20 protein-coding genes are annotated in these 24,989 nt (G+C 60.5%); 6 read left to right on the plus strand and 14 right to left on the minus strand.

Translation table 11 applies throughout. The features are described 5' to 3' along the window. Positions 1 to 169 precede the first annotated feature (169 nt). Together AX768_RS27530 and AX768_RS27535 are read right to left on the minus strand one after the other, a co-directional pair. Positions 170 to 1,354, minus strand: coding sequence for a glycosyltransferase family 9 protein (locus AX768_RS27530; protein ID WP_062003220.1), 1,185 nt, complete (start codon positions 1,352 to 1,354; stop codon positions 170 to 172). Positions 1,355 to 1,553: 199 nt separating this feature from the next. Then, positions 1,554 to 3,131, minus strand: a complete 1,578-nt coding sequence (locus tag AX768_RS27535) for a hypothetical protein (RefSeq protein WP_062003221.1) — start codon at positions 3,129 to 3,131, stop codon at positions 1,554 to 1,556. Positions 3,132 to 3,880: 749 nt separating this feature from the next. Between AX768_RS27535 and AX768_RS27540 the strand changes: the two genes are divergently transcribed. Continuing rightward, complete coding sequence (locus AX768_RS27540; protein ID WP_062003222.1) at positions 3,881 to 5,794, plus strand: bifunctional diguanylate cyclase/phosphodiesterase; 1,914 nt, start codon at positions 3,881 to 3,883, stop codon at positions 5,792 to 5,794. 14 nt (positions 5,795 to 5,808) lie between these two features. On the opposite strand, the gene AX768_RS27545 is transcribed toward AX768_RS27540, so the two are convergent. Both AX768_RS27545 and AX768_RS27550 read right to left on the minus strand, forming a co-directional pair. Then, positions 5,809 to 7,428, minus strand: coding sequence for a tetratricopeptide repeat protein (locus AX768_RS27545; RefSeq protein ID WP_172812032.1), 1,620 nt, complete (start codon positions 7,426 to 7,428; stop codon positions 5,809 to 5,811). 118 nt (positions 7,429 to 7,546) lie between these two features. Continuing rightward, positions 7,547 to 8,425, minus strand: a complete 879-nt coding sequence (locus AX768_RS27550) for a LysR substrate-binding domain-containing protein (protein WP_062003223.1) — start codon at positions 8,423 to 8,425, stop codon at positions 7,547 to 7,549. 126 nt (positions 8,426 to 8,551) lie between these two features. On the opposite strand from AX768_RS27550, the gene argH reads away from it, so the two are divergent. The 5 genes from argH to AX768_RS27575 all read left to right on the plus strand — a co-directional run bounded on the left by argH (position 8,552) and on the right by AX768_RS27575 (position 13,340). Further along, entirely contained in the window at positions 8,552 to 9,985 is a 1,434-nt protein-coding gene (gene argH, locus AX768_RS27555) for an argininosuccinate lyase (RefSeq protein WP_062003224.1), read from the plus strand. Then, on the plus strand, positions 9,979 to 10,875 hold the full coding sequence (locus AX768_RS27560; protein WP_062003225.1) for an amino acid ABC transporter permease: 897 nt from the start codon (positions 9,979 to 9,981) through the stop codon (positions 10,873 to 10,875). The genes argH and AX768_RS27560 overlap by 7 nt, the downstream gene beginning before the upstream one ends. A gap of 29 nt (positions 10,876 to 10,904) precedes the next feature. Further along, positions 10,905 to 11,669, plus strand: a complete 765-nt coding sequence (locus AX768_RS27565; protein WP_062003719.1) for an amino acid ABC transporter ATP-binding protein — start codon at positions 10,905 to 10,907, stop codon at positions 11,667 to 11,669. A gap of 53 nt (positions 11,670 to 11,722) precedes the next feature. Continuing rightward, positions 11,723 to 12,559, plus strand: coding sequence for an ABC transporter substrate-binding protein (locus AX768_RS27570; protein WP_062003226.1), 837 nt, complete (start codon positions 11,723 to 11,725; stop codon positions 12,557 to 12,559). Positions 12,560 to 12,701: 142 nt separating this feature from the next. Next, positions 12,702 to 13,340, plus strand: a complete 639-nt coding sequence (locus tag AX768_RS27575; protein WP_062003227.1) for an FMN-binding negative transcriptional regulator — start codon at positions 12,702 to 12,704, stop codon at positions 13,338 to 13,340. 49 nt (positions 13,341 to 13,389) lie between these two features. Here the strand turns inward: AX768_RS27575 and AX768_RS27580 are convergent, their stop codons facing one another. The 10 genes from AX768_RS27580 to AX768_RS27625 all read right to left on the minus strand — a co-directional run bounded on the left by AX768_RS27580 (position 13,390) and on the right by AX768_RS27625 (position 24,820). Beyond that, a complete protein-coding gene (locus AX768_RS27580; RefSeq protein ID WP_062003228.1) occupies positions 13,390 to 14,439 on the minus strand; it encodes an ABC transporter substrate-binding protein in 1,050 nt (349 codons plus the stop codon). Between the two features lie 546 nt (positions 14,440 to 14,985). Beyond that, positions 14,986 to 16,119: an NAD(P)/FAD-dependent oxidoreductase gene (locus AX768_RS27585; protein ID WP_062003229.1), complete on the minus strand. Its 1,134-nt coding sequence runs from the start codon at positions 16,117 to 16,119 to the stop codon at positions 14,986 to 14,988. Then, positions 16,112 to 17,542 carry an FAD/NAD(P)-dependent oxidoreductase gene (locus AX768_RS27590; protein ID WP_062003230.1) on the minus strand — a complete coding sequence of 477 codons (1,431 nt, stop codon included), beginning with the start codon at positions 17,540 to 17,542 and terminating at the stop codon, positions 16,112 to 16,114. The genes AX768_RS27585 and AX768_RS27590 overlap by 8 nt, the downstream gene beginning before the upstream one ends. Further along, the gene (locus tag AX768_RS27595; RefSeq protein WP_062003231.1) at positions 17,539 to 17,841 is read right to left on the minus strand and encodes a (2Fe-2S)-binding protein; all 303 of its coding nucleotides are present in this window, start codon (positions 17,839 to 17,841) and stop codon (positions 17,539 to 17,541) included. Before AX768_RS27595 ends, AX768_RS27590 begins: the two co-directional genes overlap by 4 nt. Before the next feature lie 9 nt (positions 17,842 to 17,850). Continuing rightward, positions 17,851 to 18,645, minus strand: coding sequence for an ABC transporter permease (locus AX768_RS27600; protein WP_062003232.1), 795 nt, complete (start codon positions 18,643 to 18,645; stop codon positions 17,851 to 17,853). Positions 18,646 to 18,658: 13 nt separating this feature from the next. Then, complete coding sequence (locus tag AX768_RS27605) at positions 18,659 to 19,573, minus strand: ABC transporter permease (protein ID WP_062003233.1); 915 nt, start codon at positions 19,571 to 19,573, stop codon at positions 18,659 to 18,661. Then, a complete protein-coding gene (locus tag AX768_RS27610) occupies positions 19,566 to 20,642 on the minus strand; it encodes an ABC transporter ATP-binding protein (RefSeq protein ID WP_062003234.1) in 1,077 nt (358 codons plus the stop codon). Before AX768_RS27610 ends, AX768_RS27605 begins: the two co-directional genes overlap by 8 nt. Positions 20,643 to 20,849: 207 nt before the next feature. After that, positions 20,850 to 22,364, minus strand: coding sequence for an L-piperidine-6-carboxylate dehydrogenase (gene amaB / locus AX768_RS27615; protein ID WP_062003235.1), 1,515 nt, complete (start codon positions 22,362 to 22,364; stop codon positions 20,850 to 20,852). 252 nt (positions 22,365 to 22,616) lie between these two features. Then, a complete protein-coding gene (locus AX768_RS27620) occupies positions 22,617 to 23,849 on the minus strand; it encodes an aminotransferase-like domain-containing protein (RefSeq protein WP_062003236.1) in 1,233 nt (410 codons plus the stop codon). Continuing rightward, complete coding sequence (locus tag AX768_RS27625; protein ID WP_442857275.1) at positions 23,846 to 24,820, minus strand: DUF1338 domain-containing protein; 975 nt, start codon at positions 24,818 to 24,820, stop codon at positions 23,846 to 23,848. Before AX768_RS27625 ends, AX768_RS27620 begins: the two co-directional genes overlap by 4 nt. Between the last annotated feature and the right edge of the window lie 169 nt (positions 24,821 to 24,989).

Here is a 24,989-nt window from a genome sequence, read left to right on the forward strand (position 1 = left end):
AACCGCCGACGCCCGCATCTTAACGGCCAAGCCCCAACGCCTAAATGGCGCCAAAATGGCAAAACTGCCAGAAAACTCTGCACGCCCTCCTCATGCTTCCGGTGAAAATCAAAACGAAAAACCTTTCAATGTTCAAACACTTGAACAAAACCTATGGACACGACCGGTTCTAGACAACAGGTTCTGCGCAGTTATTTCCCCGGGCGCGCTGCAATTCCAACGACTCGATGACAGCGTCCACGACCCGCTCGACGCTCGGCCAGTTCAGAGCATGCTCGCCAGGAACGTACCGCTCGGGCGCAACGCTCCGGTAAGGCGGTGGATAACCCCAGATAGCGTCGTGAACCTCGGGCCGCGTCACGCTGCCGCCGATCACGGCAACTGTCGGACGCTGGAAAGCGGCGGCGACGTGCAGCAGCATGGAGGAATTCGTCAGCACGACGTCCGCATTCTCGACCAGCGCAAACATGATGCGCATCGATACTTCTCCCGCCATCGAACGGATCGCCGTAGCCGGACTCGCAGCGGCCATGGCCTCTTCCGCGCGCAGCCGGTCGGTGTCGTTGCCGACGATCACGATATTGCATGCATTACCGGCCTTTTCCATTGCCTCCGCAATCCGGGTTAGCGCGTCCCCGACCTGCCGCGCATCCCAGGCCTTGCTTGAAACGCCGGCGCCCACGCCGGCAACTATCCGCACCGTGCGGCGGCCGCCGGCCTCGCCCGCGGTCCAGACCTGCGCCGCTTGCAAGCGTTCGTCGTCGGTCAGGAAAAGCTGAGGACGTGCCTCCGGCAGCGTCTTCGCACCGAGCAGTTCCGCTTGCCCGAGCGCGGCCCGGCCGCATTGCCGCCTGGCGAACTCGATGTAATCCTGGCAGCCGCTCCAGCCGCCGCGATACCCGCGCACGCCAATGCGGTATCTGACGCCCGCGCGCATCAACAGCACCGCGCCCATGTAGCTGCCGAGCACGTCGATACCCACGTCAAAACCGCCTCGTGCGCGCAGTGCCGCGACTTGCGGCGACTTCCAGAGAAACCGCATTACATTGCGATGCGACCGGTCCTCGACGAGCTTGTTGTTCCAGGGCGCATCGATCTCGACGATTTCATCGACGAACGGATTGTTTTCCAGAATGGGACGCCCCCAGCTTCCTACACCGGCGATCAGGCGCGTCGTCGGAAAGCGCTTGCGCAGCGCTTCGAAAAGCGGAGTGGTGGTGAGCAGCTCACCGAAATCATTCGGGCGCAACACCAGAATCTCGCGGGGCGTCGTGCGGTTCGGATCGAAGCGCGGCCGGTAGAACCGGCTGATTAACCAGACGGGCGCTTCGATCAGCAGGTTTTTCCAACCCATTGTTTCTCCAATATCGCATTGACTAGGTTGACTGTCGCCGGCATTCCGCTCGGGCCGGAACAAGTCGGTTCTTCAACTGATTGTGCTTTGTCGCGTCAATGCGATATGTGGCCGGCCAAACGGAAATGCACAAACGGGTCGCGCTCCCTGCTGCCGAAGCAGGGAGCGCGACCCGGCAGTCGTGCTTCAGAAACAACGTTCAAACGTCGGCGTTGGCCGCGATGAAAGTTGCAAAGGCCGCGTAGGGGAGAATCGACTTCACGCCGGCAGTAACGATCCCGAAGGTGTTGTTGCCGCTGTCGAGCACGTAATACATCGTCGATTGAATATTGTGGGTTTTCCGCGCCTGATACAGGTTCGTCAACTGGGTTGTGATGTAGGTCGCACGGTAGGCCTGCGTTTGCTCAGGACCCGTATTCCACTCGGTGATCATGAACGGCACACCGTACCGGGCCTTGCAGTATGTCGGCAAGTCGAAGCCCGGGCCCGCGCCGTCCGTGCCGATGTTGAAGATGTCACCGTACACCTCGTAGTTGTGCCACGTCGTGATGTCCCAGCGCACGATCGGATGTCCCGTGGTCCCGTCAGGTTGCGAGCCTTCCCACAAGGCGTCTGCGGCGCCGATGTCGGAGGCGCAAAAATTGATGCCGCACTTGGCGTTCGGCTGAACCGACCTCACGCCATCGAGCATACCTCGCATCACACCTCGCATGGCCGGCCAGTTCGCATTGTTGAAGTCGGCCGCCGTATTACCCGCCTGATTGAAGTCCAGAATGGTCGAATTCTGGCGGGTCAGCTCGTTCCCGCATTCGTACATGGTCACACCGTACTGTTTCAGCCTGTTCGCAACGGTCGATCCAACCATGTAAGCCTGGTTGTAAGCGACGCTCTCGCCGCTCAGCACGTTCCCGGATGCGTCGGTCATTCCCTGGTTGATCAGCACGAAAAGCGTCATGCCGGCCGACTGGAAAGCTTGTGCAAGGGCCGACACCGCGTTGAGCTGCGTGGGGTCGTCGCTGACGCCGACGCGGTAGGTCGACATGCCCAAACCCTTCAGCATCGTTACAACTTGCGCAGGGCTATAGGTGTAGTCGAAGTGCCCGTTGATACCGTAGAAATTTCCGGCAACCGGCGCGGTCGCGATGCGAGGGTCAGTGGCATGCAGCCAGCCTGCGGCGCCCACGTCGGCCCAGACGTAGAACTGCCCGCTCGTGTTCTGATGCCACATGTTGCCGCCGTACCAGAGCAGCAAGGCGACGCCATAGTTGATGCCGGCCACCACGCCGTCGCGGTAAATCACGCCGTTCGTGACTGTCCACTGTCTGCCGACTGCGTCGTTGATATACGTGCCGGTCGGGATGGTCGTACCGTTGGGCGAGGTGCCTCTCGCAGAACGCGGATCAAGACAAGCGGACCAGCCCGAACCTGACCACGCATAGAACTTTCCGGAAGAATTCTCGTGATAGATGGTGTTGCTGAACCACAGTACCAGCGATACGTTGTAGTTGACGCCGGCGACCGCGCCATTCTTGTACACCACGCCGCCGGACAGCGTCCAGACGGCACCGTTGCTGTCGGTCAAGGAGGCCGCCGGAGGTATTGTCGCTCCATTAGTCGATGCCCCCCCGATGGCCGCGTTCTGCAATGCCTGGACATTCGCTGCAGCGCTCACAGCGGCGCCGGTACTGCTTGCGCCCGAGCCGCCACCGCATGCGGCCAACAAATAGCTGCTACTGAAGGCCGCAAGGCCACCAAGAAATTGACGTCGTTTCAACATGGCGAGTTTTCCCCTGCCGGGCAAAGTCCGGCATAAAAAAGTTTGGTCAGTTTTTGTGCAATGCGAACGAGAAAGGCCGCCGATGAACGGCCCTTGCTAGATTTACTTTGTGATCCTAATTTCTTGAGGAGGTAGTTCCTTCATGAAGGTTTGTTTAGGATATCTAATGCACGCAATTGAATTAACGGTAGGAAAACATGAAACTTGAACCGTTTCTTCAGTTCGGTACTAGGTTTGCGCGTCTGAAGCAAACGTTTGGCTAATCGGTGCCAGAACGCGACGGTTAAACATGTCGCCGTGACGGATCGAAAATGCAAAGGACCCCGACGTAAAGCTCCCCGATTCAACATTTCCAAAACGGTAAAAGATACATAACCGCTTTAGTATGAGTAAATGATACGCGAGCCAGATGAAAATCAAATACATTTGGTTACATCGGATGAAAAAAGCCAGAATTTTTCGGAAATCAGCCGTTTGCAGCGACGCGCTGATCCACCGTTCTCATCAGAGGAATGTTTATATCGCAAATCTGTGCATATCGAACTGTTGTTTCGGGCAGGACACTTACCGTGGAACGCTTTTCGACAATCGAGTGCACAGGAGAAATATTGCCTCCATGTCCAGCCGGTAAATTTTTCATTATGAAAACGGAAAAGTTGGAGATTTAAATTGGGGCATGACTAAAGTTGTGGCCTCAGGAGTCGATACTACGAATTAACTGATAACCAGCTTCCACCACTAAAAGGTATATGTCGAAAGCGCCTGTGCCCGCAAACGAAGCAGCTCGACTACGCCTCTTACAAGGGCTGGACGTCCTCGATACACCCGCTGACGAAGCCTTTGATCGCATCACCCGGATCGCTGCCGAGATGCTGCAGGTGCCGATCGCCCTGATCTCCCTGGTCGATGAATACCGTCAGTGGTTTAAATCGCGAGTAGGCCTCGACGTTTGCGAAACCAGCCGCGACCTCGCCTTTTGCGCGCATGCGCTGGATATCGACAAGATCCTGCTGGTGGAGGATGCGCTCGAAGATGCCCGCTTTGCAGATAACCCGCTGGTCACTGGCGCACCGTTCATCCGCTTTTATGCGGGGATTCCGCTGCGTTCCGCGGAAGGTCTCGTGCTCGGCACGCTATGCGTGATCGATACAAAACCCCGCACGCTCAGCGGCTCCGCCATCAGCGCGTTGCACGACCTGGCGCGCACCGTTGAAAGAGAATTGCTGCACAAGGAAACCGCGCGGGTTGGCCGGGCCGTGCAGGAATTCGACCGCCGTAATCTCGCGCTGAGCGCATCGCGCTTCGAGACCATTTTCAGGCAGACGCCAACCGGAAAGGCCATCGTCGATCTGAGCGGCCGGTTTATCGATGTCAATTCCAAACTGTGCGAAATCACCGGCTATAGCGCCGAACAGCTCCTCAGCCTGACGTTCCCGGAAATCACGGTGGAAGCCGATCTTGCGATGGATCTCCAACTCGTCGCCGATCTGCTGTTCGGCCGAAGGAAGACTTATTCGCTGGAAAAGCGCTACAGGCGACGAGACGGCACGATCGTCTGGGTCGACCTGAGCGTGGCGCTCGTACGCGATGAAACCGGTCAGCCGCTGCACTTCATCAGCGTCATCCAGGACATCTCAGCGCGCAAGGACAGCGAGAAGTTCCTGCGCGACTATCAGCACGAGCTCGAGCAGCGCGTCACCGAACGCACGGCCGAATTGACGCAGAGCCGGGAAACGCTGCAGACCATCACCAATAACCTGCCGATTCTTATCGGCCATGTAGACGCGAACCTGCGCTACCAGTTCAACAACGACGTGTATCGCGATGTCTTCGGCGTGGAGCCGGGCAGCCTGCGCGGGAAATCGCTCGAGGAGACACTGGGTTCTTCACTTTTCGAGGAGCTTCGTCCGTACTTCGAACGCGCCCTGACGGGCGAGCGGGTCACGTACGACAATGTCCGCTATTGGCCGCAGCATGAGCGCATCTGGAGCGCGACCTACATTCCCGATATTCGCGGCGACAAGGTCGCGGGCTTTTACATCATGAGCCAGGACATCACCGACCGGAAGCTCGCGGAAAACGTGCTCTTGGCCAAGGCCATGCTTGACCCGTTGACCGGCCTGCCGAATCGCCGGGCATTGCATGAAGAACTGGCCCGAGCAGTCGAACACGGCAAGCGCGAAGCCGTCCCGTTCGCATTGTTCTTTCTCGATCTCGACGGGTTCAAGACCGTCAACGATACCTACGGGCACGACGCCGGTGATGCATTGCTGATCGAAGTGGGCAAGCGATTGAAGAAAGTCGTTCGCCAGAACGATGTTGTCAGCCGCCTCGCCGGCGACGAATTCATCATCCTGAGTCAGGGAATCGCTACGGCGAATGCGTGCAGCCGGGTTGCGCAGGACATCTGCCGCACCTTGACGCGTCCGTTTGTCCTGCCGGGCGTCACCGTCGACATCAGTACGAGCGTAGGCATCACGATGTGCACCGACGCCCGCCAGGCATCCGCCGATGAACTCATCAGCAGCGCGGACGGCGCGATGTACGAAGCCAAGCGAAAAGGCCGCAACGGCTTCCGGTTTGCACGGGACCCGCATATCCGGATCGAACAGATGGGCGAAGACCCGGTACAGTTGCCGGCGAAAATCGCGCAGGCCGTTTGAAGAGGAACCTGGTGTCAGTCCAGAAGGGACGCGGCCCCCACGAACGCGGCTAAGGACGGAACGATCCGTTCGATCACACGAGCCCATCCGCGATCCCCGCTTCTTTGCCTGAAGAGGCGCACGTTCTGCGGATACCACGGCGAATCATCGCGGTCATTCATCCAGCGCCAGTCCACATCGCGAGCGGGCAGCAAGACCCAGCACGGCTTGCCCAGCGAAGCCGCAAGGTGTGCAATCGACGTATCCACGCAGATCACGAGATCAAGCTCGGCGATGACCGCAGCGCTGTCCGCGAGATCCGTCACCGCCGAGCCGAGATGCAGCAGCGGCTGATTCTCCGGCGCACAGGCCGCCTCCTCTTCGCCCTGTCCTTTTTGCAGACTCACGAAACGGGCGCCGGGCACGGACCAGAGGGGCGCGAGCGTCGCCACGGAAGGCAGGGAGCGGTTTGCGTCGTTGTGATGTTTCGGGTTGCCTTTCCATACAAGCCCGATCCTGACGGCACCGCGGAGTGCGGCGATTGGAGGGCGCCATTGATCGATAAGCGCTTGATCCAGACGCAAACGCAACGGCTCAGGAATGCTCTCGACTGTAGTCCTGAAATGCAGCGGCGCGCTCACAAGACTGGTCCAGTAATCGAACGATGCGGATTGCGCCTGTGCCGTGGCGTGATCCAGCACCGCGTCGACACCACTGCCGTTTGCAAGTAGCCGATGCAACGCGTTCACGCACCCAAGCGCGACGTGCCGCGCGCCTGCTGCTTTGAGCATCGGCAGGTACCGGGCGAACTGAACCATGTCGCCGAGGCCGTCTTCCTGCCAGACCAGCAACGACTTGCCGGCGAGCGGCTCGCCTTGCCATTGCTGACAGCCAAGCATCGTCTTCGACTGACCGTGAACAAACAGCGGGTAATCGTAACGCGATTCGTAGCGTTCCCAGCCTTCGTCGAAGCGCCCCATGCTCATCAGCAGCGTCGAGAGACCGAGTGACGCGTCCCGATAGCCGGGACGCAGCACGAGCGCCCGACGGTAAGCCGATTCGGACTCGTCCAGACGCCGGACCTGACGCATCAGACTGGCGAGGTTATAGTGCGCTTCCGCAAGTTCAGGGTTGAGGCACAACGCGATCCGGATGTGCGATTCGGCTTCTGAAAAGCGATCGAGCACCTCAAGCAGGTTGCCCAGATTGTTGTGCGCTTCTGCGGCGGCCGGCATGATCCGCAGCACGTGCCGATATTCGGCCTCGGCGTCCCCAAAGCGATGTTCCCGGAACAGTATGCTGGCAAGGTGGAAACGCGCCTCCGCTGTGTCGGGGCTTTTTGCCAGCACCTCGCGAAACAGCATTTCCGCTTCGGCGACGCGGCCGAGTCCCTTCAACATCACACCCAGGTTTTGATACGCGCCGGTAACGTCAGGCGCGATCTCGATCGATACTCGCCAGTATTTTTCCGCGTCGAGTGTCCGGCCCAGGCCGAGCGAACAGAACGCCGCGATGTCCAGTGCCAGCACGCGATCGGCACCTGCGTCGCAAGAGTCGAGCAGGGGTTGCACAAGCGCCAGCGCATCGGCAAAGCGGCCGCTCTGCCGATGCGCGTCTGCCTGAAGCACAACGCCATGCGGCGCGTTTGCGGTCATGTCTGCCATTAAATGGAAAGTGAGAATCGACGATCAGAGCTTACCGCGCATGCCGTCGCCGCGAATCAGGGATTTGCGACGATCAATCCGCGCTATTCGCCGAAACAAGTCCCGCGTTCTACCCCAGTTTGTCGTCCACCCATGCCATGAACGCCGCGATCAGCGGCGACTCCATCAGTTCAGTTCGACGCACCCAATAATACGCATGCTTCGCCGGCACAGTGATGCGAAACGGGCGGATCAGGGTGCCATCGGCGAGATCGTCGCGTACCGAGACGCTGTCGCCCAGCGCCACGCCCTGCCCTCGCACGGCCGCTTCGATCCCGACGTGCGCAATGCCGATCTCGAGGATGCGCAAGCCCGCAAGTTTGTCCGCCGATGCCGCCGCGAGCCATCGTGTCCATGAACCGGCGTATTCGCAGAACAAGGTCCGGTTCGCCAGGTCCTGCACCGTGCGCAATGTGCGCGGACCGTTCATCAACGCGGGGCTCACCACGGGGAACAAGACCGGATGCGTGATGAGCTCGACGTCGCGATCGCGCCAGCGACCTTCGCCGTAGCGGATGCACAGGTCGACATCGGAGGAATAGATTTCCTTGTCATCGTTCGACGGAATCAGCTTCAGGTTCACCGCCGGAAACTGGTCGAGGAAATCGCCGATGTGCCGCGCGAGCCAGCGCGACGTAAACAGCAATGGCGCCGATACCACCAGGTCCCCCGCGATCGCCGGCGAATCGAGCCTCACGACGGCCGTCGCGATCATGTCGAACGCGGTCTTGACCGGTTGCAGCAACGCCTCGCCCGCGGGCGTCAGCTTCACGCGCGCCTTCGAACGGATGAACAGGGCGACGCCCAGCGTACTTTCCAGCACACGCACCTGATGACTGACGGCGCTCGCGGTGACGCTGAGTTCGTCGGCGGCGGCCGCGACCGTGCCGTGCCGGGCGGTGGCTTCAAATGCGCGCAACGGGTTGAGCGGCGGCAATCTGTGGCGCATGGCGGGAACCCGGAGATGCTGAGAAAAATTTGATTTGATGCGAATTTAATTCTCTGTACAAGCAAAAAATTTGAACGATTAAGCTAGTCGTAATGAGCAGAACGCCTTAACGAACAGGAAAACCCCATGACCACAAATGCAGCAACCGAACGCCTCTGGGGCGGCCGCTTCAAATCCGGACCCTCGCTCGCGCTGGAAAACCTCTCCCGTTCGGATCCCAGCTTCTTTCGCCTTGCCCCCTACGATCTTGCCGGTTCGCGTGCGCACGCGAACGAACTCGAACGCGCGGGGATCCTGAGCGCGGCCGAGCTCGAGCAGTTGCTCGGCACGATGGATCAGATCGAAAAGGAATTCGCCGCGGGCGAACTTGCGCCCATCCTCGCCGATGAAGACGTCCACACGTTCCTGGAACGCGAGCTGACGCAGCGGCTGAAGGCGGTCGGCGGGAAACTGCGCGCAGGACGTTCGCGCAACGACCAGGCGGCGAACGACTTGCGTTTGTATCTGCGGGACAAGGCACGACAGCTCGCGATCGCGGTGAATGAACTGCAGGATGCGTTGATTGAACAGGCAAACGCGCACGTGGAAACCATCACGGCCGGCTTCACGCATTTGCAGCCGGCTCAGCCGATCGTGTTTGCGCATCAGTTGCTCGCGCATGCGCAATCGATCTATCGCGATGTGGACCGTCTGGTCGACTGGGACCGCCGTTCCGCGCGCTCGCCGCTGGGCGCGGCGGCGTTGGCCGGGTCCGCGATCTGTTTGCGCGCCGATCTGTCGGCGCTTGAACTCGGTTACGACGGCCCGTGCGAAAACTCCATCGATGCCGTCGCTTCACGCGACCACGTCGCCGAGTTCACGTTTATCCTGAGCATGTTGTCGGTGAATCTTTCGCGCTTGTCCGAAGAAGTGATCCTGTGGACATCGCGCCAGTTCCGCTGGGTCGAACTCGACGACGCCTACGCCACCGGCAGCTCGATCATGCCGCAAAAGAAGAACTCGGATATCGCAGAGCTCACGCGCGGCAAGGCGGGCCGGTTGATCGGCAACCTGAGCGGCTTGCTGGCCACGCTCAAGTCTTTGCCGCTCGCATATAACCGCGATCTGGCGGAAGACAAGATCGCGGCGTTCGACAGCATCGATACACTCGAACTCGTGCTACCCGCCATGGCCGGTATGATCCGCACAATGCGCGTGAACGTGGCTGAAATGCGTGCTCAGGCGCCGCTCGGGTTTACGCTGGCAACCGAAGTCGCCGACTGGCTCGCGCTGCGCGGCGTGCCGTTCAGCGAAGCGCACGAGATCACCGGCGCGCTGGTGCGGGCGTGCGAGCAACAAGGTATTGAACTCGGCGATATATCGATTGCGACGCTCGCTCAAGTCGATGCACGGCTTGAACCCGCCGTCCTCGATCACGTCACGCTGGACGCCGCGGTCGCAGCGCGCAGCGGGTATGGCGGCACGGCGCCGGCCCGCGTGAAGGAACAGATCACGCGGCTGCGCACGGCAATAGACAAACAGGCCGTATGGGCGGCCGACTACAAGGGACCTACATGCTGAGTGCATCGAACGAACGGGAATCGAACCATCGCGCGGCGCACGAAAGCGCCGGCGCGTTCGCCGATATCTCGCACTTCGAACACGTTCCGCGGCGTTATTACGGACGCTATGTTGCATCGGCCGTGATCCTCGCGATAGTCGCGTACATCGTCCTGGCGTTTGCGCGCGGACAGATCGATTGGGCGGTGGTCGCGCGTTTCCTTACAGCCAAGTCGATCCTGAAAGGTCTCGCCAATACCGTCATCATGACCATTCTCGCGATGGCGCTTGGCATCGTGCTAGGCGTGGTCGTGGCGATCATGCGGCTCTCGACCAACCCGGTCCTGCGCAGCGTCGCTTATGCCTATGTGTGGCTGTTTCGCGGCACGCCGGTGATCCTTCAGTTGCTGTTGTGGTTCAACCTGGCGCTCGTGTTTCCCATCATGGGCATTCCCGGATTGTTCGAGTTCCGTACCGTCGACATCATGACGCCGTTCCTTGCCGCGTTGCTCGGGCTTGGCATCAACCAGGGTGCGTACACATCCGAAGTCGTGCGCGCGGGTCTCCTTTCCGTCGATACCGGCCAGTACGAAGCCGCCAAGTCCATCGGCATGCCGAGGTTGCAGGCGCTGCGCCGCATCATCCTGCCGCAGGCCATGCGCGTGATCGTGCCGCCTATCGGCAATGAACTGATCGGCATGGCGAAACTCACGTCGCTTGCAAGCGTGATCCAGTACGCCGAGATGCTGCACAACGCCGAGAATATCTATTACGCAAACGCCCGCGTGATCGAATTGCTGATGGTCGCGGGCGTCTGGTATCTGGTGATCGTCACCGTGCTTTCCATGCTGCAGTCACGCGTCGAAGTCCGCTTTGCACGCGGCGCGGGCCGCGCGTCGGCGAAGCAATGACGCCAGAGAACACGGGGATGAATACAGCCATGAACCCATTAGTCAAAGCCGTCGATCTACGCAAGTCCTATGGCGAATTTCAGGCGCTGCAGGGCGTTCACCTCGACGTCGAGAAAGGCGAGGTGCTTTGCATCATCGGGCCATCGGGCTCGGGCAAAAGCACGTTCCTGCGCTGTATCAACCAGCTCGAAACCATCAGCGGCGGCGCGCTGTGGGTGAACGGAGAACTGGTCGGATACCGTCGCGTGGAGAACAAGCTTTACCCGCTTTCAGAGAAACAGATGGCGCATCAACGGCTCGCGACCGGCATGGTGTTTCAGCGCTTCAACCTGTTCCCCCATATGACCGCACTGGAAAACGTGATCGAGGGACCGGTGCAGGTGCTGAAGAAGAAAAAATCCGAAGCGGTGGAAGAAGCACGGGCGTTGCTGACGCGCGTCGGCCTCGGCCACAAGTGCGATGCCTTCCCGGTGGAGTTGTCGGGCGGCCAGCAGCAGCGCGTCGCCATAGCACGCGCCCTGGCGATGCATCCGCAGCTCATGCTCTTCGATGAACCCACCTCCGCGCTCGACCCTGAACTCGTCGGCGAAGTGCTGAGCGTGATGCGCGATCTCGCGAGGAGCGGCATGACGATGATCGTGGTCACGCACGAACTCGGCTTCGCCCGCGAAGTGGCGAACCGCGTTGTCTTCATGGATCAAGGCAAGATCGTGGAAACCGGTACCCCCGAACAAGTGTTGTCTCAACCGCAGCAGCAGCGTACGCAGGACTTCATATCGGCCGTGCTGTCCTGATTTTTTACGGCGTAACCGTATTGCCCATCAACCTCTAGCTCAGGCGACTACTCATGATCGACTCCTTGTTCCGGCGCACCCTTGGCAGTTTTCTATTTGGGGCCGTGATGCTGAGTGCATCGTTTGCGCACGCCCAAACGCCCGTTGGCGGCAAAGGAACGCTTACGGCTGCCATCGTGCCGAACTATCCGCCGTTCGAATACAAGGACCCCGCCACCGACGAACTCACCGGTCTCGACGTCGATCTCGGCAATGCGCTCGCCGCGAAGATGGGCGTCAAGCTGAAGTGGGAAGAAACCAGTTTCGACCAGATGATGAGCGCGCTGACCACGCATCGTGTGGACGTGATCTTGTCGGGCATGACCGACTTGCCGCCGCGTCGAGAATCCGTGAACTTCCTCGATTACATCAAGACCGGTCCGCAGTTCTACACGCTGAAAGCACGCGGCGGCGAATACGCGCAGATCGAAGCAGTCTGCGGAAAACGCGTGGGGTCGAGCCGGCGTACATCGTTTCCCGACGACACCAAGACATGGAGCGACGAGCATTGCGTAAAGGCCGGCAAGCCTGCAATCGTGGTCGTCGGCACGGACGGTTCCGCCGATGCCCGCCTGCAATTGCGTCAGGGCCGGCTCGACGCGGCGGTGCAAGGCGGCGAGACCTTGCCATATCAGAACACGCTCGAAAAGGATGCGTACGCGCCGATTGGACAGCCCTTCCTTTCGCAGTACACGGCCATCGGCATGGCGAAGGACAACACCGCGTTGAGCGACGCCATGAAGCAAGCGTTCGGAAAGCTGCTCGCCGACGGCACCTACAAGAAGATCCTGACGAAATGGGGCCTGCAGGAGCACGCGGTATCGAAGGTCGTGATCAACTCGCAGGAATAAGCCCGCACGGAAAAACGAAGTGGCTGGGCGAATTCTTCGAAATTGGCCCTGTTTCCGCAGGCGGTTTTTAGCGCATCATTGCGTGTTGGCATCGGGGATTGCTTCCGGGGCCGATCAAGCCGCCAAGGAAACAGGAGCCTGAATGTATATCCCCGCCCACTTTGCCGAAACTCGCGCTGACGAGCTTCATCGGCTGATGAACGAATACCCGCTTGCCGCGCTCGTCACCCACGGCCCGGACGGACTCGATGCGAATCATGTGCCCTTCGAACTGGATGCATCGGCGGGCAGTCATGGCATTCTGCGAGCGCACGTCGCGCGGGCGAATCCGGTCTGGAAAGAAGTGGTGGACGGCGCCGAGGTGCTCGTGATCTTTCGCGGACCCGAGCACTACATTTCGCCGAACTGGTACCCGAGCAAGCACGAGGCGCATCGGCAAGTGCCGACATGGAACTATCAGGTAGTCCATGCACATGGAACGATCACGATCCGCGATGACGAAAAATTCCTGCGCGGACTCGTTGGGCGGCTCACGAGAGTGCATGAAGCCGGCGAGGAGAAGCCCTGGAGAATGGGCGATTCAACCCGCGAATATATCGATTCGATGCTGGCGGCCATTGTCGGCATCGAAATCGAGATCACGCGGCTGGTCGGGAAATCGAAGCTCGGCCAGAACAAGGAGCGACGCGACCTTCAGGGCGCAATTGACGGTTTGCTTGCCAACGGCGAACAGCCGCTTGCCGACGTAATGTCCATAGCGCTCGCCGCCAAACCGGAGTGACAAAACGGGCGTTGCCTGAAGCCACGCCCGTTGTTCAATCAAGCCTCGATTAACGCTCGACCTGACGATTCCAGCGCGCGTCCCACTGCGGACGATTCGCGTTGATCACATCCCAGTCCACCGTGTTGACCTTCTTTACGAGGTCATCGAGATTGCCGAGTTGCTGCTGCATGGCGTCGGTCATCTTCGCCTGACGGTTCGTCGGAATCTGGCGACCGGCGCTCGCCGCCTTCGTTTGCGCCGACGCCGAGATCATGAACGCCGCAAGTTTCTGCGCCAGTTCCGGGTCGGGATTATTCGCGACGACGCATTCATCCACGAGCAGGAGCACCGGTCCTTCCTTCGGGTTCACGTAGGCAACGGGAATGCCCTTCGTCTGCAGATCGCCGGCGGCCGTTGGGGTCAGCGGGAACAATCCGGCCTGACCCGTTTGCACCATCTCCGAGATCTTCGCCGAGTTCGGAATGTACTCGATCACGTTCTTGCCTACCGTGCTCTGCCACTTGGTGAAGCCAGGCTCGACGTTCTTTTCCGTGCCGCCTTCAAGGCGGTTGATCATCAGGAAACCATGCAGGCCGAACGTGCTGCTCGATGCCGACTGGAAGACCACCTTGTCCTTGTATTTTGGATCGGCGAAGTCCATCCAGGAGGTCGGCGGTGCCCAGCCTTTTTCCTTGAACAACTTCGTGTTGTATGCGATGCCGGTCATGCCGAGCTGCACGCCTGCGCCGATGTCGTCCTTCATGCGTGCGAAGGGGTAGAGTTGCTGGAGCTCGGGACCTGCCGCCATTTTCTGGCATACACCCATGCTGACAGCGCGGGCCATGACGCCATCGTCAAGGAACACTACGTGGATTTGCGGTTTTGCTTTATTTGCCAACAGCTTCGCCAGGATGTCCGAGGACGTGCCCGGGACTACGACTACCTTGACGTTGTTGGCCTTTTCGAAGTCAGGGAGCACCTCGCTGGTGTAGGCCTTTTCCATCGGGCCACCGTTCATTCCTATGTATATGGTCTTGGTTTCTGCGTGGGCGGGGATCGAGGCCAAAAGGCCCGCAGCACATAGGGCGCTCGTGAGACTCGCTAGGGATTTTTTCATTGGAGTTGCTCCTTGGTAACAGGGTCTTTTCGTCGTTTTGTTGTTGGGGGTTTGCTTTTGCTTTAGCGGGTGGTTCTTTGCCGGGTTGATGCTTTTTGCGCCCGCACGCATCTCGCTCTAACTGTTCTTTTTCGCACTATTAGCCACTGTCCGTGGCGGGACTTCATTTCACGGGTTTTGCGCTCGCGCTCGGGACAGTGTTCGTTGCGGTCAGGTTTGGTGCTGGATTGCTGCTTTTAAGGCTTTCGCGAGTTCCGTTTTAAATGACTTTTTTAGCACTATTAGCCACTGTCCGTGGCGGGACTTCATTTCTTTTTCCAACGGCGAAAAAGAAACGAAGCAAAGAAAACGCCTCTCCACCGATGGCTCATAAGTGTCCCGATCGTGCACGTTTATCTGTTTGGTACTTCAGAAGAACGCTCGACGCCGGCATTCAGAACACTTGAAACCCTCCCCCTCCGTCAACAGCAACCCACACGCTTCGCCACCAGTGTGGAAATCCGTTAAGCAGGAAAACCACCCCTCACGCGCCGTGCGAACTATCAGTCAAGCAGCCGCTACTCCCGACCATCTCTTGATCGAGAAACCATCTATCGGTGTGCTCGTCTTTCCGTCTATCACCAAGTCCGCCAGGACTTCACCAACCCCCGGCGCAAGCAAAAAGCCACCGCCCGAAAAGCCGAAAGCGTGGAGCAGCTTTGGCGTCGTTTGGCTAGGGCCAATCACGGGGTTGTCATCGGGTGTGCTGCCTTCGACGCCAGTCCAGGTTCGCAACAGCAAGGCGTTTTTAAGTCTCGGCAATAGCTCACATGCCGCTCTCATTACTGTGCGTGTGGTCCCGGTCAGCGGTTGTGCATATTCTCCATCACCCAAACCACGGCCGCCGCCAATCACCACGTTTCCTCGCGATACCTGACGCGCGTAGATTCCGCCGCCATACACGCCCAGATTGTGATCGATGAAATACGGCATCGGCTCCGTCACCCACATGTTCGGATAGATCGGCTCCATCGGAATGGACTCACCGAAGAAACCCGCTACGGTGTTGCCCCACGCACCCGCCGAATTGATCAGCCAGTCAGCTCGCGCCTCAATCGTCACACCCGAATCATGGCGCGCCTGGATCACAAACTGCTCGCCATCTCGCGTGATTTGCGTCACCGCCGTCTGCTCGCGGACATCGGCGCCAGCCACGCGCGCAGCGCGCGCAAACGCAGGCGATACGATTCGCGGATTCGCATGACCATCGCCAGGACATAACGAACCGCCCAACGCCGCCGGGCCTAGCCACGGGTAGCGCCGGCGAAACGACGGACCACTCATCACCTGCAGGTCAAGACCATATGGATTTGCGACCTGCGCGTATGCTTCGAGCGCCGCAAGGTCCGCTTCACTGCGCGCGAGGCGCAAATGGCCCGATATCACAAACTCGCCATCCGTTCCGATCAACTCCGGCAACCTGTCCCAGATCGCCCGCGCACGCACGGCAAGCGGCAATTGCACTGCCGAACGTCCTTGCCGGCGAACACCGCCATAGTTCACCCCGCTCGCCTGCGCACCGCAATAGCGGCGCTCGAACAAGCCCACCTTCAAGCCGCGCTTGGCAAGCATCAGCGCCGCCGATGAACCAACCAGTCCGCCGCCCACCACCATCACGTCGAAGCGCAAGGTTTCATTCATCGCGGGCGTGCTCCGGGATCGGGGAAAGATCGTCTGCGCCGTTCATGTCCGCCGTCAACGCAATCGATAAAGGCACCGGCTTGATCGGTGCCTGTCCCCGCAAACGACCAACATCGGCCATGCTCTTGCCCGTCTCCGCACTCAACAACTCGGCTGCAGCCGCGCCGCACATGCGACCCTGGCATCGGCCCATGCCGACGCGCGTGAGCGCCTTCAGCCGGTTGATCTCGCTTGCTTCACCATCACGGATGCATCGGCGTAACGTGCCCGCGGTCACTTCCTCACAACGGCATACGGTCATGTCGTCCGGCCATGCCGATGCACAGTCCGAAGGCGGCGCAAATGCCTGCTCCAGCCCCACGCGAAACCGAGCGATGGTCGAAAGTTGCCGGTCGAGTTTCGATGCTTCTCCGATGTCCGCAGCAGGATGCTTGAGGTCTTCGAGCATCGCCAATGCAGCGCGTCGCCCGGCCAGTTCAGCCGCGTCCGCGCCGGCTATACCTGCGCCATCGCCCGCCAGATAAACACCCGCTACGGAGCTGCGTCCAGCGGTATCGCGCTCCGGTAACCATGCGCGATTCAGCACATCGAAACTGAAGCGGCAACCGGCAAGATCAGCGAGCTGCGTCTCGGACCGCAAGCCGTATCCAAAGCCGATTGCGTCGCACGGGATGGTCATTTCACGCGCGCCGTCGCTGAAGGTGATGCCCTGAACGGCGCCGTGTCCGTCAGCGCGCACGATGCGCACACCGCGCTCGATGCGAACGCCATGCGCCGCCAGCCAGCCGACGTAATACAAACCTTTCGCAAACGTAGATGGTTGCTTCAGCAAACGCGGCGTCGCGGCGAATTGTTTGGAGAATGGATTGGTGTCGAGTATTGCTTCGACCTGCGCGCCCGCTTTCGCATACTGATATGCGACGAGATAAAGCAGCGGCCCGGTTCCCGCGAACACAACCCGCCATCCAATCGAGCAGCCTTGCGCCTTCAACGCAATCTGCGATGCGCCCAGCGTATAAACACCCGGCAAGGTCCATCCGGGGAACGGCAGGATGCGATCCGTTGCGCCCGTCGCGATAAGCAGATGCGAATACGGCACCGTGCGCTGACGCCCCGCATGGAAGGTATCGAGTTGCCCCGCCCCGCATCCCCAGACGAGCGTATCCGGCCGGTAATCCAGCTTCGACATCAGGTTTGCCATCGTCGAATGTACGGCGTCGGCCTTGCGCGCCTCCATGCCATATAGCGCGCTTTTGGCGCGGGCGAAGCCAGCATCGGCCGGCGGCTGCCGATAGATCTGACCACCGGCACGCGCCGCTTCGTCGATGACAACCGGCCTCAAGCCCGCCGCCACCAGTGTCTCAGCCGCGCGCACGCCCGCAGGACCTGCGCCGACAATCACGATGTGCTTTTGATCGCTCATGCTTCAATGGGCCGCGTCTGAATACACATGCCGTCCTTGATGATCGTTGAACATGCCCTGATCCGCGTGCCGTCTTCCAGTTGCACCCAGCAGTCCTGGCACGCGCCCATCAGGCAAAATCCCGCACGCGGTTCGCCGCTGAATTCGGTGTTGCGCACGCGCCGCGTGGTCAGCAGGATGGCGCTCAGCACCGTATCGCCGGTCAGCGCAGTTGCAGATGTACCATCCAGTACAAAATTCACGGCCTTGCGATGTGTCTCCGTCAATCGAACGAATTGCGGCTGTGGGTCTTGTGTCATGGGCTCGAATCAATGCGTTCCGATCAGGATGCGGTTCAGTCCGTACACGCGATCGAGCAGGATCATCGCGCCTGCGGTGATGAAGATCACGAGCGCGGAAACCGATGCCATCATCGGGTCGATCGATTCCGTCGCGTACATGTACATGCGCACAGGCAGCGTGACCGTCTGCGGCGATGTGACGAAGATCGACATGGTCAGCTCATCGAAGCTGTTGATGAACGCCAGCAGCCAGCCGCCTGTGATGCCGGGCAGAATCATCGGCAACGTGATACGGCGAAACGAGGTCCAGCGGTCAGCCCCAAGCGACTGCGCCGCATGTTCGATACTGCGATCCATGCCACTGACCGACGCCAGGACGAGCCGCATCACGAACGGCGTGATGATGATCATGTGCGCCGCGACGAGCCACGGAAACGATCCGGTCGCGCCGATCATCGCGAAGAAACGCAGGAACGCGATGCCGAGCACGAGGCTCGGAATCACCAGCGGCGAGAGGAACAGGCCGTTGAGAAATTCGCGCCCGGGAAAGCGTTCACGCCCTATAGCGAGCGCCGCGGGCAAGGCGAGCGCGAGCGACAACGTAGCCGATGAAAACGCCAGCTTGATGCTGTTCGCAAACGCCGAAATGAAATCCGGATAGTCGAGGATCGCGCGGAACCAGCGCAGCGACAAACCGTGCGTGGGGAGCGTCAACGTCTGCTCCGGCGTGAACGCGACGAGCACCACGATCACGAGCGGCGCAAGCACGAACAGGATCACGAGCGTGTGGAAGCTCAGTGCAATGAGGCCGTTCTTTCGCATGGCGGCGGCCTCCTTAGCCGAGGCTTCTGGAGTAACGCCGCTCCAGAACCCTGTAATACGTGATCATGATGATGAGGTTCGCGATCAGCAGCAAAATGGCAATGGTCGCGCCGAGCGGCCAGTTCAGCGAACCAAGGAATTCATCGTATACCGCGGTCGCCGCGACTTTCAGACGGCGTCCACCGAGCAGACCCGGAATCGCAAACGCGCTCGCCGACAACCCGAACACCATCAGGCTGCCCGAGAGAATGCCGGGCGCAACTTGCGGCAACACGATCCGTCGCAAGGTCGTAGCCGGCGATGCCATCAGTGAGAGCGCCGCGTTCTCGACTTGCGGGTCGAGCTTCTGCAATGAAGTCCACACAGGGATCACCATGAACGGCAACATCACATGCACGAGTGCAATGACGATCGCGAACGTCGTGTATTCGAGCTTGTACGGACCCATGCCGAACAGTCCGAAGAACTGGTTCACAATGCCGCCCGTATTCAGCAACATACTCCAGCCGAACGCGCGCACGACCACCGAAACGAGCAAGGGCGCAAGGATCACGAGCAGGAACATCGAACGCCACGGATCGCGCATCCTGTACAACACGTACGCTTCGGGCGCACCGATCGCAACGCACAGCAAGGTGGTCAGGATCGCGATGCCGAAGGTCCGGGCGAAGATGATCTGGTAGTAGCTGTCCGTCAGCACTTCGGCGTAATTGCCGAACTGGAACGCGGCGATGGGACCGCTCGCCGGATCGAACTTGTAGAAGGTCAGGACAACCGTCATTGCGAGCGGCGTGAGCACGAGCACCGCGAACAAGATGAACGCGGGCAAGCTCATCAGCCACGGCGGCACGAACGCGTGCCACGGCGCGCGAGGTTTGTTCGACGAGTCCGGAGAAGATCTATTCGTAGATTCGAGCATGCTAGCCATGGTTCGCTTCCTGAATCACACGCACGGAATCGCGATGCCAGTCGATACCCACCGCCTCACCTTCGGCCACCGGTTCCGTGCCTTCGTTCTGGCTGCAAACGAGGACTTCGCCGAGCGCGGTGTCGACGCGATACAACCACTGGCTGCCCAAGAAGAACCGGCTCGTGACAGTCGCCGACAACCGTCCCGTTCCCACCTTGCACAAGTGCAATTTCTCTGGACGAATGCATAAGGTCACCGTGTCGCCTTCGCGCCAGACGGTGCCTGCGTCGATGCAAGCAATGCCGGTCAGGTCATGCCCGAGGTCCACATGCACCTCGTTGGGACGCGCCTCGGTCACCTTGCCCGCAAGCATGTTCGCCTTGCCGATGAACTGCGACACAAATCGATTCTCGGGCCGCTCATAAGCACGATACGGCGAGTCCACCTGCGTCACACGCCCTGCTTCCATCACGACCACGCGGTCACTGATGGACAACGCCTCGGACTGATCGTGCGTGACCATTACGGTCGTCGTGCCGACCTTGCGCTGGATGGTGCGTAGTTCGAACTGCATCTCCTCGCGCAACTTGGCGTCGAGGTTGGACATGGGTTCATCGAGCAACAGAACCGGCGGCTTGATCACGAGCGCACGTGCGATTGCCACGCGTTGGCGCTGGCCGCCCGAGAGTTCACGCGGATAACGCGCGGCGAACGCATCGAGCCGCACGAGCGAAAGCGCTTCGCGAATCCGCTCCGCACATTCGGCCTTGCCGATGCCGCGCATCTCCAGACCGAAGCCCACGTTCTGCGTCACCGTCATGTGTGGAAACAGCGCGTAGCTTTGAAACACCACGCCGAGGCCGCGCTTGTTCGGGCGGACATTCGTGATGTCCTTGCCATCGAGCGAAATACGGCCCTGCGTGACATCGATAAAACCCGCGATCATCTGCAGCGTCGTGGTCTTGCCGCAGCCCGATGGTCCAAGCAGCGAGACGAACTCGCCCTTTTCGACCGAGAGGCTCACGTCGCTGACGGCGTGCAGGTCGCCGTAGGCTTTTGTCAGTTTGTCCAGCACGAGAAACGACACGGTGGCCTCCAGGGTCTTCCGGAAAACAGTTGAGCAATCAGACAGGCGATGCGAACCGCTTGAAAAGCCGCTTTAAAAACGGCTCTTCACAGTGAAACGCGATGGAACACACGCGGAGGTCCGCCGCCCGGTTGACGTGCCGCGGTTGGCACGCTTCGGGCGGCAGGGTCGACGCCGGGGTATGGCGTCTTGTCTTTCTTTTATTGACTACACGTCGAACTTGACGCCTTGTGCAAGCGGCAATTCGCGGCTGTAGTTGATCGTGTTGGTCGCGCGGCGCATGTAGCCCTTCCAGGCGTCGGAGCCCGATTCGCGGCCGCCGCCGGTTTCCTTTTCACCGCCGAACGCGCCGCCAATTTCCGCGCCGCTCGTGCCGATGTTCACGTTCACAATGCCGCAATCGCTGCCCGCCGCCGACATGAATTGCTCCGCTTCACGGATGTCGTTGGTGAAGATCGCCGACGACAAACCTTGCGGCACGCCATTCTGCAGTTGCAGTGCATCGGCGAAATCGTCGTAGGTCAGGACGTAGAGGATCGGCGCGAAGGTCTCGCGTTCGACCACGGCCGTTTGCGCCGGCATCCGCACGAACGCGGGACGCACGTAATACGCATCGGCATGACCGCCGATTTCCACGCGTTCGCCGCCCTTCACGTCGCCGCCTTGCTCGCGTGCATCACGCAACGCTTTTTGCATCGCATCGAATGCGGCGCGATCGACCAGCGGACCGACCAGCGTATCGCTTTCAAGCGGACTGCCCACTTTCACCGATGCAAACGCTTTCTCCAGACGCGGCAACAGCTTGTCGACCACGCTGCGGTGAACCACGAGACGGCGCAGCGTCGTGCAACGCTGACCTGCTGTGCCGACCGCCGAGAACGTCACGCCGCGCACGACGAGATCCAGGTCGGCGCTGGGCGCCACGATCACTGCGTTATTGCCGCCGAGTTCCAGAATGCTGCGGCCAAGGCGCTTCGCCAGCACTTGCGCGACTTCCATGCCCATGCGCACGCTGCCGGTGGCGCTGACGAGCGGCACCTTGGTGGATTCGGTCAGCGTCTGGCCGATATCGCGTTCGCCGAGCAGCAACTGGCTCAGGCCTTCGGGCGCGACGCCGGGATGGGTCTTATCGAATTCGCGCAGCGCTTTTTCGAACAGCGCGTGACACGCGATGGCCGTCAAGGGCGTTTTCTCCGAAGGCTTCCACACGACCGAATCGCCGCAGACGATCGCCAGCGCCGTGTTCCACGACCACACGGCAACCGGGAAATTGAATGCCGAGATCACGCCGACCACGCCAAGCGGATGCCACGTTTCCATCATTCGATGCCCGGGACGCTCGGACGCGATGGTCAGGCCGTAAAGCTGGCGCGAGAGACCGACTGCGAAGTCGCAGATGTCGATCATTTCCTGCACTTCGCCCAGGCCTTCGGAGGTGATCTTGCCGGCTTCCAGCGTCACCAGGCTGCCAAGCGCGGCCTTGTGCTCGCGCAACACGTTACCGAACACGCGCACGAGTTCGCCGCGCTGCGGCGCGGGCACCGTGCGCCATTTGAGGAAGGCGGCGTGGGCCGCGTCGATCTTGCGCGCGGCGCTGGCGGGGGTATCGACGGCGAGCTTGGCGAGCATTGCGCCATCGAGCGGCGAACGCGCCACGAGGGCGTCGCCCTTCCACTGGCCGAGGTCTACGCCGAGTGCGCCAAGAATATCGTTCAGTTGCATCACTTCCTCTCTTTATGTCGGGTTACTGCCGGGGCGTTGCGCGCGGCTCGCCGCCGTCGACATCAACACCGCTCTGGAAACTGCGCCGGCATGAAATGCGTACACGACGGCACAGAGTTTCAGGGCCTAAAAATACCGTTGCAAATGATTAATCGGTACGACTTGGTGCGTTGGACGAACCAACCCCCTTCAATCCGTCGCGCCGGATCATGCGATTAGAACGCGTTTCTCCGCGTCTGGCGAGACATCGTGTTACCGGCTTGCCAGCGCGAGCTTGAGACGGCGGACACCCTCGAACACTTCGGCCTCCCCCGGCGCGGCGGCAAACGAAAGCCGCATGCTTGATTCATCGGCGTTGTGCACGTAGAAAGCCGGACCAGGCACGTAAATCACATTCTGCTCGATTGCGCGCTTGAGTACGTCTGCGGCAAGGCGGTCGCCCTTCAGGCGCGCCCATACGAACATGCCGCCCTGCGGCACGACATACTCGATGTCGTCAGGAACGAACTGCCGCAGCGCGCTCGACAACGCCTCGTAACGCTTTTTGTACGCCTTCACGATAACCGGCACGTGCTCCGCCAGCCGTCCGCTTTCCAGATAAAACCGCGCCGTTTCCTGCGCAAGCGGCGACGTGCACAGATCGCTCGTTTGCTTCGCGACCAGCATGCGGCGTGTGATGGCGGGCGACGCAATCGACCAGCCGATACGCAAGCCCGGTGCAACGATCTTCGAGAGACTGCCGAAATACACGACCCAGTCGCGCGCGCCGGGAATGGCATCGGCAAGCGCAATGATCGGTTTGACCGGATCGCCCGTGAAACGCAGCTCGCCGTATGGATCATCTTCGATCAGCACGAAGCGAAAACGCATTGCGAGGCGTGCGAGCGCTTCGCGGCGTTCCACGGGCAACGTCGTGCCGGTTGGATTCGCGAAGGTCGGCACCGTGTAGAGCAACTTCGGACGCACGGCCGGATCGAGCGCTTCGAGTTGTTCGGTGAGGGCGTCGACGTCGATGCCCTGCGCGTCCGTGCGCACCGGAATCAGCTTCGCACCCGCAAGACGCAGCGCCTGGATCGCGGCCGGATAAGCAGGCTCTTCGATCAGCACGGCGTCGCCCGGCGCGACCAAAATCTTGATCAACAGGTCGAGACCTTGCTGCGAGCCGGTGGTCACAATGAGGTCATCGATTTCACGCGCCACGCTGCGATCGTTCATCAAACGCACAATCGCGCGGCGCAGTGCGGGCGCGCCGGCGGTGTCGCCATACTGAAGGCACGCAATCGGGTCGGCGCGATAAGCCTCTTCCATCGCGCGCCCGATTCCAGCCCGGTCGAACAAATCCTTCGATGGATAGCCGCCCGCGAACGAGATCATCCCCGGCCGGCTGAGGTACTTGAAGAGCTCGCGGATCGCGGAGCCTTGCGGCGCCTTGAACGGCTCCGTGAAGTCGTATAGATCCGATGCAGCAGTCGCGTTCGTGGTCACGCGGCCGCCGTCATCTTGAAGATGCCCGTGGCGTTGCCGGCATCGAAACCGAGATCGAGCACGCTGCGGCCGGTGGCATTGTCGAGAACCGTATCGCGGCTGATGAATTCATAGAACGAGCCGGGCACGTCGCGCTCGATCTGCGCGCCGGTTTTATCGATAAACACACGGCGCACCGGGTCCGCACGGAACGCCGTCTGGCGCACACGACCCGACTTCGACACCTCGACCGAATCCTTGATCGGGCGGCCAAGCGCGCGCTGGGCCTCGGCGACGGCGAAGACATCGTCCACGCGATCCGTTGCGTGATTGAACGCGTTGCCTTCGGTCGAGATCCACGCCATTTCCGCCGATTCGGCGCGCAGCGTTTCATAGTCGGCCAGATGCGGCACCGGATGCTGGCGCTCGAAACAGCGCACGATCACCGGCAGCAGGTCCAGCGCGATGGCGAGCGGCAGCGAGCCGTCGCGCTCCAGCTCGGCGAGCGACGCCACCGCTTGCGGTGTCAGCGGATCCACGCTTTCGCCGATCACGCGCGTCACTGCCTGCTGGAATTCCGGGCTGAAACGACCGGGATGCAATTCGCTGACGAAATACTGGGCGATGTCATTGGGGGCATCGAGGTGTTTGTACGAACGCCCCGTCATCTTGATTCGATCGAGCGGATACGTGCCGTTCAGCACAAAACCCAGCGGCCGGAGAATGCGCGTGAACGCGGCCTCACCCGGCGGCAACGCGCCGGATTCGCTCCATCGCACGGTGCGCAGCGCGCCGTGATCGAACTGGACGCGGGTTTGCGTGTGTTGCAGATCGTCTGTGTACGCACGGCCGCTCGGCACGCGTTCGAGCAGGTCGGCGAACAGCGCCATGTTCATCGCCTGAGCGAGTTCGGCCCGGGTGACCGTGCCTGGCGTGAACGTGTCCATTACCGCGGGCAAGTTCATCAATTGCACTAATCCGGCGACCTCCATTTCAGGAACGACGGTAAAAAGCAGGGCGGCAAGGTTGGGATTCATTCTTTGAGTTTCCGGCTGATGCTGTACGGCAGGGGCGGAAGGCTCGATCAGCCCTGTACGCAATTCAATGGAAACTGATTCTGGGACGCGTCAAAAAGCCACGCAATTGATATAAACTCATCAG

Source organism: Burkholderia sp. PAMC 28687 (assembly GCF_001577465.1).
Classification (GTDB): domain Bacteria; phylum Pseudomonadota; class Gammaproteobacteria; order Burkholderiales; family Burkholderiaceae; genus Caballeronia.

What these genes read in the sequence shown, in the direction of transcription:
- AX768_RS27530 (WP_062003220.1), bottom strand. Translation starts at nt 1,354, where the DNA reads ATGGGTTGGAAAAACCTGCTGATCGAAGCGCCCGTCTGGTTAATCAGC.
- AX768_RS27535 (WP_062003221.1), bottom strand. Translation starts at nt 3,131, where the DNA reads ATGTTGAAACGACGTCAATTTCTTGGTGGCCTTGCGGCCTTCAGTAGC.
- AX768_RS27540 (WP_062003222.1), top strand. Translation starts at nt 3,881, where the DNA reads ATGTCGAAAGCGCCTGTGCCCGCAAACGAAGCAGCTCGACTACGCCTC.
- AX768_RS27545 (WP_172812032.1), bottom strand. Translation starts at nt 7,428, where the DNA reads ATGACCGCAAACGCGCCGCATGGCGTTGTGCTTCAGGCAGACGCGCAT.
- AX768_RS27550 (WP_062003223.1), bottom strand. Translation starts at nt 8,425, where the DNA reads ATGCGCCACAGATTGCCGCCGCTCAACCCGTTGCGCGCATTTGAAGCC.
- argH (WP_062003224.1), top strand. Translation starts at nt 8,552, where the DNA reads ATGACCACAAATGCAGCAACCGAACGCCTCTGGGGCGGCCGCTTCAAA.
- AX768_RS27560 (WP_062003225.1), top strand. Translation starts at nt 9,979, where the DNA reads ATGCTGAGTGCATCGAACGAACGGGAATCGAACCATCGCGCGGCGCAC.
- AX768_RS27565 (WP_062003719.1), top strand. Translation starts at nt 10,905, where the DNA reads ATGAACCCATTAGTCAAAGCCGTCGATCTACGCAAGTCCTATGGCGAA.
- AX768_RS27570 (WP_062003226.1), top strand. Translation starts at nt 11,723, where the DNA reads ATGATCGACTCCTTGTTCCGGCGCACCCTTGGCAGTTTTCTATTTGGG.
- AX768_RS27575 (WP_062003227.1), top strand. Translation starts at nt 12,702, where the DNA reads ATGTATATCCCCGCCCACTTTGCCGAAACTCGCGCTGACGAGCTTCAT.
- AX768_RS27580 (WP_062003228.1), bottom strand. Translation starts at nt 14,439, where the DNA reads ATGAAAAAATCCCTAGCGAGTCTCACGAGCGCCCTATGTGCTGCGGGC.
- AX768_RS27585 (WP_062003229.1), bottom strand. Translation starts at nt 16,119, where the DNA reads ATGAATGAAACCTTGCGCTTCGACGTGATGGTGGTGGGCGGCGGACTG.
- AX768_RS27590 (WP_062003230.1), bottom strand. Translation starts at nt 17,542, where the DNA reads ATGAGCGATCAAAAGCACATCGTGATTGTCGGCGCAGGTCCTGCGGGC.
- AX768_RS27595 (WP_062003231.1), bottom strand. Translation starts at nt 17,841, where the DNA reads ATGACACAAGACCCACAGCCGCAATTCGTTCGATTGACGGAGACACAT.
- AX768_RS27600 (WP_062003232.1), bottom strand. Translation starts at nt 18,645, where the DNA reads ATGCGAAAGAACGGCCTCATTGCACTGAGCTTCCACACGCTCGTGATC.
- AX768_RS27605 (WP_062003233.1), bottom strand. Translation starts at nt 19,573, where the DNA reads ATGGCTAGCATGCTCGAATCTACGAATAGATCTTCTCCGGACTCGTCG.
- amaB (WP_062003235.1), bottom strand. Translation starts at nt 22,364, where the DNA reads ATGCAACTGAACGATATTCTTGGCGCACTCGGCGTAGACCTCGGCCAG.
- AX768_RS27625 (WP_442857275.1), bottom strand. Translation starts at nt 24,820, where the DNA reads ATGGAGGTCGCCGGATTAGTGCAATTGATGAACTTGCCCGCGGTAATG.